We start from the raw sequence: 15547 nt of genomic DNA on the forward strand, positions 1-15547 counted from the left end.
CAGAGAAAATTCATTAAAGAATAAAGCAATTCATTAAATAGAATAAGCTCTCAGAAATGAGAGCTTATTTTTTTATTATAAAAGCAACAAAAAATGTCATGATGCAATAAGCATTCAAAAGCTAGCAAAATAAGTAATAAATGAAAGTTTTACATTTTGTGAACTTTTGAATTTCTTTTTTTTGAATTATTTTTTTGTTTCGTTTGTGGTAAAAAGGAAATTTAAGTTTTTTGTCATTTGTTAAAATCTAAAGCTTTACAAAAATCCCGCTGAAAAAATTTCAGCGGGATTTTATTTATTCAAAATGTATGTATTGTCGGGTTCTAAAAACTGATAAGCTATAAAACCAGAAAGGTTTTCATATTTTACTTATTAATATTTGTGCATTCGTGGCAAAAATAAATATAGATAAGCGAACAAAAATTAGATTTATTCAATCTCAAAAACGATTCTTTCAGTTTGATCTTTAAGGTCATCAAGATTGGTATTGTTATAGATTATACAATTGGCCAACTTAATTTTTTCCTTTTCAGGCATTTGCTTCTCCATCACAGATTGTACTTCACGATAGGTTTTTCCGTCCCGATCCATCACTCTTTTTATTCTTATATTATCTTCTGCAGTGACCAAAACAGAACGATAACATTGCTTATGAAGTTTTAGCTCAAACAGTAAAGCAGTCTCTTTAAATACTAAATACTTGGTCTGCTTTTTTACCCAATCTTCAAAATCAAGACGCACTGCAGGATGAATAATCTCATTAAGACTTTGAAGTAATTCTTTATCATTAAAAACTTTTCCAGCGACAAATTTACGGTCATAAATCCCATCTTTGTCATAAGAATCATTGCCTAATAGTTCTTTGATTTTATGCTTTAAATCATTGTTTTCATTCACAATGTCTTTCGCTCTGTCATCCGAATAATAAACGGGAAACCCAAACTCTTCAATAAATTTTGCAACGGTCGTTTTTCCAGAACCAATTCCTCCTGTTAAACCAATAATCTTGGGCTCTGATGGCGAATCAGGTTCGCTTTTTTGACTCTCTGAATACAATTCTTCCATAATTAATATTAATATCCAAAAACATCATTAAAACTGAAAGTCTCATCAAGACGAACTCCTTTCTCAGTCATTTTTAAGCTTGCCAATTCGTTGTGGGCATCATGTTCAAAAAACAATAAATAATCATTGTCTACACATTGTTTCAAAAACTTGGCTTTTTCTTCAATCGTCAGCAAAGGTCTTGTATCATAACCCATTACATAAACCTGAGGAATATGTCCTGCTGTAGGAATTAAATCGGCTGCAAAAACAATTGTTTTTTCCTGATACTGAATCACGGGTAACATTTGCTTTTCCGTATGACCATCTACAAAGATGACATCCATTTTCAAGTCTGGTGCAAAGCCATAATTTCCGTTTGCGGGAAGGGGTAAAAAGTTTAGTTGCCCACTCTCTTGGATAGGAATAATGTTTTCTTTTAAAAAACTTGCTTTTTCTCTGGCATTCGGTTCAGTTGCCCATTGCCAATGGTTTTCATTGGTCCAGAACTGAGCATTTTTAAAAGCCGGTCTGTATCCCGATTTATCATCGTTCCATTCAATGGCGCCTCCACAATGGTCAAAATGAAGATGGGTAAGGAAAACATCGGTGATGTCTTCTTTCACAAAACCGTATTTTTTTAAGTTATGATCTAAATTATCGTCTCCCCAAAGCGAGTAATGACCAAAAAACTTGTCATCCTGCTTATTTCCGAGCCCGCAATCAATTAAAATTAATTTTTTTCCGTCTTCCACAAGAAGAGATCGGGTTCCCAATTCTATTAAGTTTCTTTCGTCTGCAGGGTTTGTTTTTTCCCACAGACTCTTTGGGACGACCCCAAACATGGCACCTCCGTCCAGTTTAAATTTCCCACATTGGATAGGATATAATTTCATATAATATTAGGTTTTTATAATGTTGTTTATTTTTTCAGTTGTTTCATCTTTGCGGCAACTTGTCTTCCGTTCTCATCGCCATTTTCAAGATTTAAAATAATATTTTCAAAATCATCTTCTTTTCTGTTTTGAGACAATTTTTGTTTAATGAAAATCTCAGTTGGAATGATCTTTAAACCAAAAGCACCTTTCATTTCCTTTTCAACAAATTCTTTTCCCATATCTTTCATCATCATCGGACATTGCTGAAATTTTTCATATTTTGAAGTTAATTTGTCTAAATGTTGATACAATTCATCATGATTCATCAGCTCAACTTTTCCATAAATCTGTACCGCTTCATAATTCCATGTCGAAACATTAATATGGTCATACCAACTACTCGAAATATAAGTATGTGCTCCTAAAAAATCACAAAGAACTTCATCTCCGTTAGTCAAAGTTTTCGCTTGCGGATTTGCCCTTGAAATGTGAGTTTCAATATAAATATTTTCCCGATTATCTTCATTCAACATCATCATAGAATGGGTTGCACGAATTTTATCCACCGAGGAAATTAGTAAAGCAAAAGAATTTTCTCTGATGATTTCTTTCATCAAATTGTAATCTTCACTTTTATATAATTTAGGAATAAACATTTTATAATTAAAAATTAAGAATGAATAATTAAGGGTTTTGTTTGGAAGTTTTTAAAATTGTAGTTAATAGTTTTATGATTTCCTCAATATTTATTTTTATAGAATTAAATTCTGTATCATTAATGAACCCTGTTTTATGTAAAAGCTTAATCCAATAAAAAGATTCATAGGCTTCTTTATAGGATATTTGTTTATAGATGAATTCTTTTTTACTAAACGAGGCAATACCTTCTTCTATATTTGCTCCAATTGAAGTTCCGCTTCTAAGCAATTGCTTTGAAAGAGTTTTTTCATTTCTTTCATTGTAAAGAACTTTATACAAGTTGATAATTCTAATTGAAAAATCAAAAGATTTATTTCGAATAATATTATCCTTTTCTTGAAAGTTACTTTCCATTTTCCGATATTAATTATTCATTTTTAATTATTCATTAAAAAAGTTCTCCAGGATTTCTCGGTATCGCAATATTCAAATGCTTATAAGCCTTCTCAGTAACCTCTCTTCCTCGTGGAGTTCTGATAATAAATCCTTCCTGAATTAGAAATGGTTCATAAACCTCTTCCAATGTTTCAGGATTTTCTGCGATAGATGTAGCCAAAGCTGAAATTCCTACAGGTTTTCCTTTGAAATTTTCAATCATCACACGCATGATTTTATTATCCATTTCGTCTAGCCCAAATTCATCTACATTTAAAGAATTTAAAGCATATTTGGTAATTCCTATTTCGATTTCGCCATCACCTTTAATTTCTGCAAAATCACGGACTCTTCTTAAAAGTGCATTGGCAATTCTCGGAGTTCCACGGCTTCTTCTTGCAATTTCAATCGCAGCATCTTCATAAATTTTCACACCCAAAACTCTTGCACTTCGGATGATAATCATAGACAAAAGTTCAATGGTGTAATATTCCAATCTGCTTTGAATGCCAAATCTTGCCAACATAGGCTTGGTCAACATTCCGCTTCTGGTTGTTGCTCCCACCAATGTAAAAGGATTTAGTCCGATCTGAACACTTCTTGCATTCGGACCGGTTTCCAGCATAATATCGATTTTGTAATCTTCCATTGCAGAATACAGATATTCTTCCACAACAGGTGAAAGACGATGAATTTCATCAATGAAAAGCACATCGTTTTCTTCCAGATTGGTTAGTAAACCAGCTAAACTTCCCGGTTTATCCAAAACAGGACCGGATGTGATTTTACAGCCTACACCAAGTTCATTCGCAATAATATTTGCCAAAGTTGTTTTTCCCAATCCGGGAGGACCGTGAAGCAAAACATGATCGAGCGCACCACCACGTCTTTTGGCAGCGGTAACGAAAACTTCAAGATTTTCTAAGGTTTTTCGCTGTCCTGCGAAATCCTTAAAACTCTGCGGACGAATCTGCTCTTCCTGAATGAGCTCTTCGTCGGAATAATTGTCTTTATCTGGATGTAAAAAATCGGGCATTAATTCAGTTTCATTTACCGTAAAGATAGGAAAATTAGGTTAAGATTTAGATTGAGTCTGAGATTAATTTCAGGCTGAAGCTAAGGTTTAGGTTAAGATTGCAGACTCGACCTTTTATCATTTACAAGATTGATATATTTTAAGTAATTTTGAGAGAGAAAATTTTAAATATAAAAATTGCTTAGCTTCTAATATCGTTTAGATTCCTACGGAATGACAAATTATACGTTCTTTTTGTCATTCCGTAGGAATCTCGACGAAGTATATTAAAAGAAAAGTTAAACTTTAGCTTTTAAACTAAATAAATGAAATTAATTGGCCCTTTCAAGCAAGTTGTAACACTTGCCAACCTTCCGTTAAGAGGAAAACTTTCTGATGAACAACTTGAGATTATTGTTGATGGCGGAATTTTAATTAATAAAGATAAAATCCAACAAATTGGAAATTTTGAAACTTTAAGATCTGAAAATCAAAATATAGAAATTGAAACCATTGAAGGCGAGCAAATCGTACTTCCTGCTTTTGTAGACTCTCATACTCATATTTGCTTTGGTGGAAACCGTGCCAACGATTTTGCAATGCGAAATGCAGGAAAAACCTATCTTGAAATTGCCGAAAGTGGAGGCGGGATCTGGAGCTCAGTACAACATACCAGAAATGCTTCAGAAGAAGAATTATTAAAAACTTTACTAGAAAGAATCGACTTTTTAATTGCTCTGGGAATTACAACCATTGAAGTGAAAAGCGGATACGGTTTGGATGTTGAAAACGAGCTGAAAATGCTTAGAATGATTAAAAAAGCTCAGGGACAAACAAAGGCTACTTTAGTTCCGACGTGTCTTTCAGCACATTTAAAGCCAAGAGATTTTGAGGGAAGTAACGAAGAATATTTAAACTATATTTTATCTGAAATTCTACCAAAAGTAAGAGAAGAAAACCTTGCAAAACGAGTAGATATTTTTATTGAAAAATCAGCATTCCAACCTGAAGAAAGTAAAGAGTTCTTACTTAAAACTAAAGACTTAGGTTTCGAAATTACGGTTCATGCAGACCAATTTACACCGGGAAGCTCCAGAGTTGCCGTCGAAGTTGGCGCGAAATCTGCAGATCATTTGGAAGCTACAATTGATGAAGATATCGACTTTTTGGCAAAGTCTGAAACCGTGGCAACTGCTTTGCCGGGAGCTAGTTTGGGATTAGGTGAAAAATTTACTCCTGCAAGAAAATTATTGGATGCTGGAGCAATCGTTGCAATTGCAAGTGATTGGAATCCTGGTTCTGCACCAATGGGAAATTTGATTACACAAGCTTCTATTTTAGCAACATTTGAAAAGTTAACAACCGCAGAAGTTTTGGCAGGAATGACATTCCGTTCGGCTTTTGCCTTAGGTTTGGAAGACAGAGGTCAACTGAAGTCAGGTTTAAAGGCAGATTTTGTAACTTATAAAACCAACAATTTCCAAAATGTTCTATATAATCAGGGAAGCTTGCAGGCAGAGAATGTTTACATCGACGGAATTAAAGTAAAATAATATGGGAATTTTCGATAAATTTTTCAGTAAAAATGAAGAGAAAGAAGATGCTAAAATTAAAAATTATAAAAATTTTTGGGATTGGTTTCTTACTAAAGAAAAAGATTTTTTTGAGGTCGTAAAAAACCACGATAATATAGAAAATAACTTTTTTGATGTTATTGCTCCAAAACTTAAAGAGTTAAACGGAGGATATTATTTTCTTGCGGGAATGAGTGATGATTCTACTGCAGAATTAATTCTAACGGTAGAAGGTGATATTAAAAATATAGTTTTTGCTGAAGAAATTATTACCAATGCTCCAAAACTTGATCGCTGGAAGTTTACCGCATTAAAACCGGAAATGAATCTCACAAGCGGAATTGAAATGGACGGCACAAAATTTTCAGGTGAAAATATTTTCTTTTATGAGAACGAAGTCGAAGGATATCCTGACGAAATCGACATCACATTTGTTTACGAAGGTTTAACCGAAGAAAACAAAGATGCTATTGTAACAGGAGTCTGTGTTTTTCTTGATAACTTTTTAGGGGAACTGAATTTTGCCACTCAGATTGATACCTTTAATGTAATTGGAAAAGATAATGCTCAAAAAGAATTGGTACCGGTTACGAAACTGAAAGACTTTTTATCGTGGCGCGAAAGAGAGTTTACTGAAAAATATAAAAATGTGAAAAGCTTTAGCGAAGAAGATAAATTTTCTGTTTTTGAAGCGACTCTGCAAAACGGTTCTCCTCTTATTGCGACGATCAATACATCTTTGTTAACCTACGATTCAAAAGCTTCGTATCCATGGATTTCTATTTTGAAAGTTCAGTATAATGGAGAAAATAATAATGGGCTTCCCCAAAAAGAAGATTACGAAAAATTAAGCGATATCGAGGAACAGATTATTGAAGAATTGAAAATAGAAGATGGTCATCTATACATCGGAAGAGAAAATGCAGATAACATGAAAGAAAGTTATTTTGCCAGTAAAGACTTCCGAAAACCTTCAAAAGTTTTGAAAAAAGTAATGGATGATCACCCTGAATATAAAATGACACTCGAAATTTATAAAGACAAATATTGGCAGAGTTTTGAACGCTATAATGTAAATCAAAATTAAATTAAAATCATGATTTGGCAAGGAAGATTAGACGGTGAAGAATTACTTTATCACAGAATATTTCAGAGAGTAAAAGCAGAGAATAACTACGATGCAATTTCAACTAACGATTTCGTTTTACACGGATTTGCTGTTGACGAAGGTGTTCGCAGAAATAAAGGGAAACAGGGTGCAAAAGACGCTCCTGATATTATTCGAAAAAATATGTCTAATTTTCCTGTGATTCGCCCGGATTTTTCACTTCTTGATTTTGGAAATATTACTTGTGAAGATGGAAATCTTGAAAATACTCAAAATGAACTGGCGAAAAAAGTTTCTAAAGTTTTGCTAAAAGGAGGTAAATCTTTGGTCTTGGGAGGTGGTCATGAAGTTACTTTTGGTCATTACCGTGGTGTGAAAACTGCTTTTCAGGAACAGAAAATTGGAATTGTCAATTTTGATGCTCATTTTGATAACAGACAACCTGAAAATGGAGTAGGAGCTAGCTCTGGGACTGGTTTTTGGCAAATTTCTCAGGAAGGCGAAATCAATTCTTTACATATCGGAATTCAGAGAAATTCTAATACGTTAAAACTTTTCGATACGGCTCATCAGTTTGGAATGAAATATATTCTGGCGGATGAATTGTTTTTTGAAAACCTTCCGTCGATCTATGAAAGAGTCAATGAATTGGCAGAGTCAGTAGATTTTCTTTATATGACGATTTGTATGGATGTCTTCAATGCTTCAATTGCGCCAGGAGTTTCTGCTTCGGCTTACAACGGAATTTTTGCAGATGCTGCATTCATGCATTTGTACAGACATATTCTTAGAAATGAAAAACTAATTGCCTTGGATATTGCAGAAGTTAATCCGAGTCTTGATATTCAGGATCATACCGCAAGATTAGCTGCAAGTTTGGCCAATGAGTGGTTTATGATTTAGCCTTAGTAAATAAATTTCATAGAATTTATCATTAATTAAATACGATATAAGGAACAATATTTGTTGCCTTAAAAATGCTTAATCCAAAAGCAGAAGATTCGCGATTCTTGAATCTTTAAAAATGGAATTTTTAACATGGAAAATTTAATAGAAAACAAGCTGTTAAAAGCTGACCAGGCTTTTCAGGAATGGAAAAAAGTTCCCTTTGAAGAAAAGCAGAAACTTATTGCAAAAGCTGCTGAAATTTTTAAAAATAAAGCTGAGGTTTTTGGTGAATTAATTACTGATGAGATGAATAAGCCCATTTCTCAAGCCATGTCTGAGGTTGAGAAATCTGCTGTAATGATGAATTATTATGCGGATGCTGAAAATATTTTAAGCCCGGAAAAAATAGAATCTGAATATAAAATTTCAGAAATTCATTATGTTCCGAAAGGGGTAATTTTAGGAGTAATGCCTTGGAATTTTCCGTTTTGGCAGGTTTTAAGATTTGCAACGCCTGCAATTTTAGCTGGAAATACAGTCGTTTTAAAACATGCATCCATTTGTTTTGGAAGTGGAAACGCCATAGAAAAAGTTTTTATTGAAGCTGGTTTTCCTGAAGGAATTTTCCAGAATCTTGAAGTAGGGCATGGTGAAGTAAAAGAAATTTTAGAACATAAAACAATTAAAGGGGTAAGTCTTACGGGAAGCGAAAAAGCTGGAGCTGAAGTAGCGGCAACTGCCGGAAAAAATATCAAAAAATCTTTGCTGGAATTAGGTGGAAGTGATGCTTTTATTATTTTGGAGGATGCCGATTTGGATGAAGCTGCAAAAGTGGGAGCTTTAGCCCGACTACAAAACTGTGGACAAACCTGTGTTGCTGCAAAAAGATTTATTATCCAAAGGGAGGTTGAATTTCATTTTCTTCCGAAGTTTATTGAAGAATACAAAAAATACGTTCCCGGTGATCCTAAATTGAAAGAAACAAAATTGGCCGGAATGGCAAGACCCGATCTTGCAGATGATCTTGAAAAGCAATATCAAAAAGCATTAGATCACGGTGCGGAAGTGATTATTCCTCTTGAAAGGATTTCTGAAAATGAATTTATTCCGGGATTAATAAGAGTAGAAGAGGGAAACCCTATTTTACAGGAAGAATTATTTGGTCCTTTAGGGATGGTGATGATTGCTCACACTGATGATGAAGCTTTAGAAATTGCCAATAATATTCCGTTTGGTTTATCCAATTCGGTATGGACGAAAAATGAAGAACGTCAACAGTTCTTTATTGACGGCTTAGAATCCGGAACAGTAAATATCAACAGAATGACAAGTTCTGATCCGCGTTTTCCATTTGGAGGAACCAAATCTTCAGGATATGGAACCGAGCTTTCATTATTAGCTTTAAAAGAGTTTGTGACTGCGAAAACAATATTGGGAAAATAGATATAAAAAAACCTCTCGAAAATTATTTTTCGGGAGGTTTCATTTATATCAAAAACAATAATTAAATTGTTGTTAATCTCAATGTATTTGTTTTTCCACCTTCATAAGACGGCGTTGCATTGATGTTAATTACGAAATCTCCGGTTTCTATATAACCGTGATTGTGTGTCAACATATTTACCTGAATGATGGTTTCATCCGTTGGTTTGTTCATATCGTAATAATAAGCACGAACTCCCCAAAGTAAATTAAGCATTGTAATGACTCTCTTGTTTCCACTGTAAACAATGATGTGTGAGTTTGGTCTGTGTGCAGATAACTGGAATGCTGTGTAACCAGAACTTGTTAAAGTTACGATTGCAGCAACATTAGTGCTTTTTGCAATTCTTACTGCTGCAAGACAAACTCTGTTTGTAATGAAACGTTCGTCGATACAGTTGTAATCTTTTTCCAGCGGCTCATTTTTGTTCTGATAAAAAGAAGTCATTTCGATATTCTTCACAATTTTCGCCATATTTTCAACAACCTGAATAGGATACCTACCCACAGAAGTCTCTCCTGAAAGCATTACCGCATCAGCTCCGTCTAATACAGAGTTGGCAACGTCATTTACTTCAGCTCTTGTAGGAGTTAAGCTGTTAATCATTGTTTCCATCATTTGAGTGGCAATGATTACAGGTTTTGAGAAGAATCTTGCTCTTTCAACCAAGTTTTTCTGAATAGCAGGAACTTCTTCCATCGGAACTTCTACACCCAAATCTCCACGAGCAACCATTAAACCATCACATTCCAATAGAATTTCATCGATGTTCTTAACACCTTCAGGTTTTTCTATTTTTGCAATAATCGGAGTTTTAAATTTTCCGTTTGGATGCCTTTTGATAAGCTCTTTTAGGTCGATAATATCTTGAGCGTGACGAACGAATGATAAAGCGATCCAGTCCACCTCCATATCCATCATGAAATTGGCATCCTGAATATCTTTTTCAGTAAGAGCCGGAAGCGATACGTTTGTGTTAGGAAGGTTTACTCCTTTTTTAGAACTCAAAGGTCCTCCTTGAATTGTTTTTGCTTTTACGGTGTCTATTTTGTTGGTTTCAATAACCTCCAACATTAGTTTTCCGTCATCAATAAGGATTCTTTCACCCACATTTACATCTTGAGGAAACTGTTGATAAGTCATGTAAACTTTTGTAGAATCTCCTTCAATTTTTTCATTGGTAAAGGTAAGGATATCCCCAGGATTAAGGTATGAACCTTCTTTTACAACACCTACTCTTAGTTTTGGACCTTGTAAATCTCCTAAAATACTTACCGAATAACCATATTCTTTATTAAGGTCTCTGATGATTTCTATATTGGAACGCACTAAATCATAGTCGGCATGAGAAAAGTTTATTCTAAAAACGTCAACACCCGCTCTCATCAATCCTAACATTACCTCCTTCGAAGATGAAGCAGGCCCTAGTGTTGCAATAATTTTTGTCTTCTTTAAATACTTATTCATAATACTGTATTATTTGATAGAGCTCCTCTTCAGAACTCAGATTGTAATCTTGAATTGGAAATGCAAGATTTTCAGCCAGCAAAATTACGGAAAAATCAGGAAACTGTTCCGAACTATGCAGAATATATTCTACATCTGGATGATTAATTAATAAAAATTTAATGTTTTCTTCTTCTGAGAAGAGCTCAGTTTGTAATTTTTTTTGATTACTTTCTGAAGATTTGTTGGAAATGAATGTAAAATAGGTTTTGGTATACTTATGATAAGCTTCAAACCTGGGAAAATAAAAATCGTAATGAGACCCATGATAGACAAGATCTTTTATTCTAGAAAATTTTAAATCGTTGTGTTGATTAACTTTAAAAAAAAACTCGTGATCTGGTATATGTTTGACTAATCTTACCAAAGCGATGGCAATATCTTCAAATTCTATATCATCTATATCATAAAGTTTTTGGATTTCCAAGTATATTTTCTTTTTTATTTAAAATATAAAATGCTCTCTGTGCAGCTTTTTCTTCTGCTTTTTTCTTTGAAGTTTCTGTGGCATTCGAAATCTTTTCGCTTCCCAGCCACACATGACATCGGAAGACGACTGACTTGTTAACCTGAATTTCTTCACAAGTTTCGTACTTTATATTCAGTTTCTTTTTCTGGCTCCATTCCAGCAAAAGACCTTTGTAACTTACAATTTTATTTTCAAGCTTATTGATTTCTGATGGCGTAAGAAGTCTATCCAAAACGATTTTTTTGCAAATTTCGTAATGGAAATCTAAATAAACAGCACCAACTAGCGCTTCAAAGAGATTCCCTGAAATGTTTTCTCCTAAAGCAACAGCATGATTGTTTTTTTGTAAAAGATCGGTAAGCTTTAAATCTTCCCCTAATTTGTTTAGATTTTTCCTATTTACAATTTTAGATTTCATCTGCGTCATATATCCTTCATTAGCTTTAGGATAAGCTTGAAACAGATGGCACGAAACAATTGTACCCAAAACAGCGTCTCCTAAAAATTCAAGTCTTTCGTAGTTGCTTTCCTGATTTTTAGAAGAAGTTTTAATTGAAAAAGCCTCACGATAAAAATTGACATTTTGAACCTCAATCCCTAAAATTTTATTTAGTTCTGTGCTCAGGAAATAGTCTCTTTCTGTAAGCTGTCTTTTTCTTTTTTTGATAAGGAATTTAGAAAAGTATTTCTGTAACTCCATTCAGTAATAATTAGATTTTCTTAAAAAGAACGCAAGCATTGTGCCCACCAAATCCAAAAGTATTACTCATGGCTACTTTTACATCTTTTTTTACAGCCTCATTAAATGTGAAATTTAGTCTGCTGTCGATGTTTTCATCATCAGTAAAATGGTTGATTGTAGGAGGAACAATACCGTGAATAATAGTTCCTAATGCAGCAATAGCTTCAATAACACCGGCTGCACCCAAAAGATGGCCAGTCATTGATTTTGTAGAATTAATCTGAATGTCAAAAGCGTGCTCACCTAATAATCTTGAAATTGCGTTGGATTCTGCAACATCTCCTAATGGAGTAGAAGTACCATGCATATTGATATGATCTACTTCATCAGTAGTTAATCCTGCATCTTCCAGACAATTTTTCATTACCAAATAAGCTCCTAAACCTTCAGGATGAGGTGCCGTCATGTGATGTGCATCTGCACTCATACCGCCACCTAATAATTCTGCATAGATTGTTGCTCCACGCTTCACAGCGTGTTCGTACTCTTCAAGAATAATAGATCCTGCTCCTTCACCCAAAACAAAGCCATCTCTGTCTTTGTCAAAAGGTCTTGATGCTGTAGTAGGGCTATCATTTCTTGTAGAAAGCGCCATCATTGCATTAAATCCTCCAACGCCACTTGCTGTAACAGCAGCTTCAGACCCTCCGCAAACGATAACGTCTGCTTTACCAAGCTGAATAAGCATTTTAGAATCAATTAATGCATTTGCAGATGATGCACAAGCAGAAACTGTAGTATAATTGGGACCATGGAAACCATATTCTATAGAGATATGTCCCGGTGTAATGTCCGCAATCATTTTAGGAATAAAGAAAGGATTAAATCTTGGGATGTCTGTATTTGCCCAACCCAAAACCTCGGTTTCGAAAGTTTCTAAACCACCAATTCCTGATCCCCAAATCACTCCGACTCTGTTTTTATCAACATTGTCTTCCATGATTCTTGAATGGCTTACTGCTTCTCTCGCAGCAACTAGCCCAAGCTGAGTGTTTCTATCCATTTTTTTAGCCTCTTTCTTATCGAAATGATCTAATGGATTGAAGTTTTTCACCTCACAAGCGAACTTAGTTTTAAAGTTTGTGGCATCAAAAAGAGTAATAGGAGCGGCTCCGCTCTTGCCTTTTACAAGACTTTCCCAGTATTCATTCGCATTATTACCGACGGGTGTTATTGCGCCAAAACCAGTTACAACTACTCTTTTTAATTCCATAAACTTTGTTTAAATTTCTTTTGTTGAAGAATATTATTTATTTACTACTTCTTCGATATAAGCGATAGCGTGACCTACAGTAGTAATTTTTTCAGCCTGATCATCAGGAATCTGAATGTTGAATTCTTTTTCAAATTCCATAATTAATTCAACGGTATCCAAAGAATCAGCTCCTAAATCGTTAGTGAAGCTAGCCTCAGGAGTTACTTCTGTTTCTTCAACGTCAAGCTTATCAGCGATGATAGCTTTTACTCTTGATGCAATGTCTGACATAGTAAATTTTTTTTTATTGTTAGATGGTGCAAATATATAAAATTCTTTACGATAAAACATTTTTTTAAACTTTTTTGTCACGAGTCTAATGTAATTTTATTCTATCAAGTTTTAGTCTTTTCGTAATCAGGGTTTTATATTTGGGTTTAATTTTTCACCTCTCTCGATGTATTGATATTTCAAGATGAATGTTTTGAAATGTTTTAGAATTGAAAATAACAAAAGAGATGAGATAATTATTATGATTTAATAATTTATAGGTTTTATTAAGTTTAAAAGTAAAAGGAGTAATATGAATATTATATTTTTAGCGTATTCTTTTGCTTAATTTGGATTGACGAAAAAATAATTGAAGCTTTTATTTTTAAATAATATAAAATTCTATTAATACTAAAGTTATATTGTATTTATGTTTTAACTATCTTTATCATATCATTAAAATCTTAAAAATAATAATATGAAAAATTTGAAAAAATTAGGAAAAGATCAATTGAAAACAATTAAAGGAGCAGGTGGTATTAAGCCATTGCCGGAACCTGATTTTTGTATGTATTATTGCGATGGTGTTGTAGTTTGTGCAATTTGTAGCGATGATTTTAAATGTCCGGATAATTCTATTTAATTTAAACTGAATTTGAAAAGCGCTCTAAAAGAGCGTTTTTTTTTTTTTTTTTTTTTTTTAAAATTTGATGCTTTGTTTATTTATATGTTTTCTTGCTGAGTATTAAGAGGGAGACGCATAGAAAAATTAAGATTGAAATGAGGAAATAAGGATTGTATTCTATAGAATAAGATTGCCATGAGAGAGGGGTGTGAGAGAATACTTATTAAATAAGAATATGGGTGAAAATAATGAAACCGCCTAAGGTAGGCGGTTTAAGTGGAGTTGGAGGTTTTAGAACCTTACATATTTTAACATAACTTAAAATATGTAAGTTCTCTATTTATCAGCATTTTAACTATATTTGTATAAACTAATATACTTAGTTTTTATGTCTAAATATAGAAGAAGTAGCACCTAAACTGGCACCTGATGAATTACACTTTTAAACTCAAGCAACCCAATGGTACAAAGGAAACTCTGATTTATTTCCGTTCATTTTTCAACAATGAAAGTAAGAATTTTATCTATTCTACTGGTGAGAAAATAAAACCAACCGAATGGGATTTTGAAGGTAGGCAACCTAATGACCTAAACGGAAGAACTAAAAGAGCAGAGATTCATCGAAGCGTTAAAATGCAGTTGGATCGATATAGTAGTTTTTTTACAGAGATAGTTAATCGATATAAGAACATAAATGAAGAACTTACCGTTGATATTCTTAAACAAAGATTTGATGAAAAATTCAAAAAAATAACAGTTAAAAGTGATTTCTTTAGAATTTATCAGGAGTTTTTAGATGAGAAGGAAAACGACTATACTGGTAATTCGATTTCAAACTCAACTCTAAAGCGTTACAAATGCAATAAGAATTTACTCGAAGATTTTGAAAGCAATAGCAAGGTAAAGATCAGCTTAGGAAAATTTGACAATAAACTTTATAACAAATTTCTAAAATATTGTATTGAAGAAAAGAAACATTCTGCAAATACATTACATAGAAATGTTGGTCTGCTCAAGACCTTTCTTCTTTGGGCTCTAAATAAAAAATATACTTACAATAACAATTTTATTGCTTTCAAGAAACCTGCGAAATTTACAACTGATGAAATAGCTTTGAATTATGAACAAGTTGAACTCATATATAATTACAATCTCAGTGAAAACAAAAGATTAGAAAAGGTTCGTGATCTTTTTGTTTTTGGTTGTACTACAGGAATGAGGTTTGGCAATTACAGTACGATTTCAAGAAGTGATGTTGACGGAAATTTCATACGGGTTATTGATTTAAAAAGTAAATCTAAAAACTTAGCAATTCCTTTAAACAGTATTTCTAAATCAATACTGGAAAAGTATGATTATAATCTGCCAAGTATTACAAATCAAAAGATGAATGAATATATTAAAGAGGTTTTTAAAAAGTTAGAGTTTACTGATGAAATAAAAAAAACTATGAAATATGGTGATGAGCTGGTAGACCAAAAAGCTGAATTTTGGACGAGAATTTCCTCGCATACTGCAAGAAGAAGTTTTATTACTATAATGAAGAACAAACGAGTTCCGGATAAGGTAATTATGAGCTACACGGGTCATACAAGCTTAGAAGTGTTTAATGCCTACTACAGACCAAGCGAAGATGATAAGATCAACTATATGAATGAGGTTTTTAAATAATCACT

General features: G+C 33.3%; 16 protein-coding genes. 6 read left to right on the top strand and 10 right to left on the bottom strand.

What is annotated here, in order from left to right; translation table 11 throughout:
• Positions 1-429: 429 nt before the first annotated feature.
• From coaE to ruvB, 5 genes are read right to left on the bottom strand one after another with little or no spacing between them, the layout of a single operon-like run.
• Positions 430-1065, bottom strand: coding sequence for a dephospho-CoA kinase (coaE, locus tag B5X64_RS19215; RefSeq protein WP_079466785.1), 636 nt, complete (start codon positions 1063-1065; stop codon positions 430-432).
• A gap of 8 nt (positions 1066-1073) precedes the next feature.
• The gene (locus B5X64_RS19220) at positions 1074-1940 is read right to left on the bottom strand and encodes an MBL fold metallo-hydrolase (RefSeq protein WP_079466786.1); all 867 of its coding nucleotides are present in this window, start codon (positions 1938-1940) and stop codon (positions 1074-1076) included.
• A 26-nt stretch (positions 1941-1966) separates the two neighbouring features.
• Positions 1967-2578, bottom strand: coding sequence for an FMN-binding negative transcriptional regulator (locus B5X64_RS19225; protein ID WP_079466787.1), 612 nt, complete (start codon positions 2576-2578; stop codon positions 1967-1969).
• A 28-nt stretch (positions 2579-2606) separates the two neighbouring features.
• Positions 2607-2975 carry a four helix bundle protein gene (locus B5X64_RS19230; protein ID WP_079466788.1) on the bottom strand — a complete coding sequence of 123 codons (369 nt, stop codon included), beginning with the start codon at positions 2973-2975 and terminating at the stop codon, positions 2607-2609.
• 34 nt (positions 2976-3009) lie between these two features.
• On the bottom strand, positions 3010-4032 hold the full coding sequence (gene ruvB / locus B5X64_RS19235; RefSeq protein ID WP_079466789.1) for a Holliday junction branch migration DNA helicase RuvB: 1023 nt from the start codon (positions 4030-4032) through the stop codon (positions 3010-3012).
• A 305-nt stretch (positions 4033-4337) separates the two neighbouring features.
• Between ruvB and hutI the strand changes: the two genes are divergently transcribed.
• The 4 genes from hutI (at position 4338) to B5X64_RS19255 (ending at position 9024) form a co-directional block, all read left to right on the top strand.
• Entirely contained in the window at positions 4338-5564 is a 1227-nt protein-coding gene (gene hutI, locus B5X64_RS19240; protein WP_079466790.1) for an imidazolonepropionase, read from the top strand.
• 1 nt (position 5565) lies between these two features.
• Positions 5566-6672, top strand: a complete 1107-nt coding sequence (locus B5X64_RS19245; RefSeq protein ID WP_079466791.1) for a DUF695 domain-containing protein — start codon at positions 5566-5568, stop codon at positions 6670-6672.
• Positions 6673-6681: 9 nt separating this feature from the next.
• Positions 6682-7596, top strand: coding sequence for a formimidoylglutamase (hutG, locus tag B5X64_RS19250; protein ID WP_079466792.1), 915 nt, complete (start codon positions 6682-6684; stop codon positions 7594-7596).
• A 135-nt stretch (positions 7597-7731) separates the two neighbouring features.
• Positions 7732-9024: an aldehyde dehydrogenase family protein gene (locus tag B5X64_RS19255; RefSeq protein WP_079466793.1), complete on the top strand. Its 1293-nt coding sequence runs from the start codon at positions 7732-7734 to the stop codon at positions 9022-9024.
• 61 nt (positions 9025-9085) lie between these two features.
• Here B5X64_RS19255 and pyk read toward each other — a convergent pair whose 3' ends face one another.
• Genes pyk through B5X64_RS19280 form a run of 5 tightly spaced genes read right to left on the bottom strand, consistent with a single transcriptional unit; the run spans position 9086 to position 13267 of the window.
• Positions 9086-10531: a pyruvate kinase gene (gene pyk / locus B5X64_RS19260; RefSeq protein ID WP_079466794.1), complete on the bottom strand. Its 1446-nt coding sequence runs from the start codon at positions 10529-10531 to the stop codon at positions 9086-9088.
• Entirely contained in the window at positions 10524-10997 is a 474-nt protein-coding gene (locus B5X64_RS19265) for an IPExxxVDY family protein (protein WP_079466795.1), read from the bottom strand. Before B5X64_RS19265 ends, pyk begins: the two co-directional genes overlap by 8 nt.
• Positions 10975-11739: a ribonuclease III gene (gene rnc, locus B5X64_RS19270; RefSeq protein WP_079466796.1), complete on the bottom strand. Its 765-nt coding sequence runs from the start codon at positions 11737-11739 to the stop codon at positions 10975-10977. Before rnc ends, B5X64_RS19265 begins: the two co-directional genes overlap by 23 nt.
• Positions 11740-11749: 10 nt before the next feature.
• A complete protein-coding gene (fabF, locus tag B5X64_RS19275; protein WP_079466797.1) occupies positions 11750-12994 on the bottom strand; it encodes a beta-ketoacyl-ACP synthase II in 1245 nt (414 codons plus the stop codon).
• A gap of 33 nt (positions 12995-13027) precedes the next feature.
• Entirely contained in the window at positions 13028-13267 is a 240-nt protein-coding gene (locus tag B5X64_RS19280) for an acyl carrier protein (RefSeq protein WP_002976354.1), read from the bottom strand.
• Between the two features lie 457 nt (positions 13268-13724).
• On the opposite strand from B5X64_RS19280, the gene B5X64_RS22885 reads away from it, so the two are divergent.
• Complete coding sequence (locus tag B5X64_RS22885; RefSeq protein ID WP_164463466.1) at positions 13725-13889, top strand: bacteriocin-like protein; 165 nt, start codon at positions 13725-13727, stop codon at positions 13887-13889.
• Positions 13890-14300: 411 nt separating this feature from the next.
• Positions 14301-15542 carry a tyrosine-type recombinase/integrase gene (locus B5X64_RS19285; protein WP_056013289.1) on the top strand — a complete coding sequence of 414 codons (1242 nt, stop codon included), beginning with the start codon at positions 14301-14303 and terminating at the stop codon, positions 15540-15542.
• Positions 15543-15547: the final 5 nt, after the last annotated feature.

The sequence above is a fragment of the Chryseobacterium balustinum genome (genome assembly GCF_900168205.1).
In the GTDB taxonomy this organism is placed as follows: Bacteria; Bacteroidota; Bacteroidia; order Flavobacteriales; family Weeksellaceae; genus Chryseobacterium; species Chryseobacterium balustinum.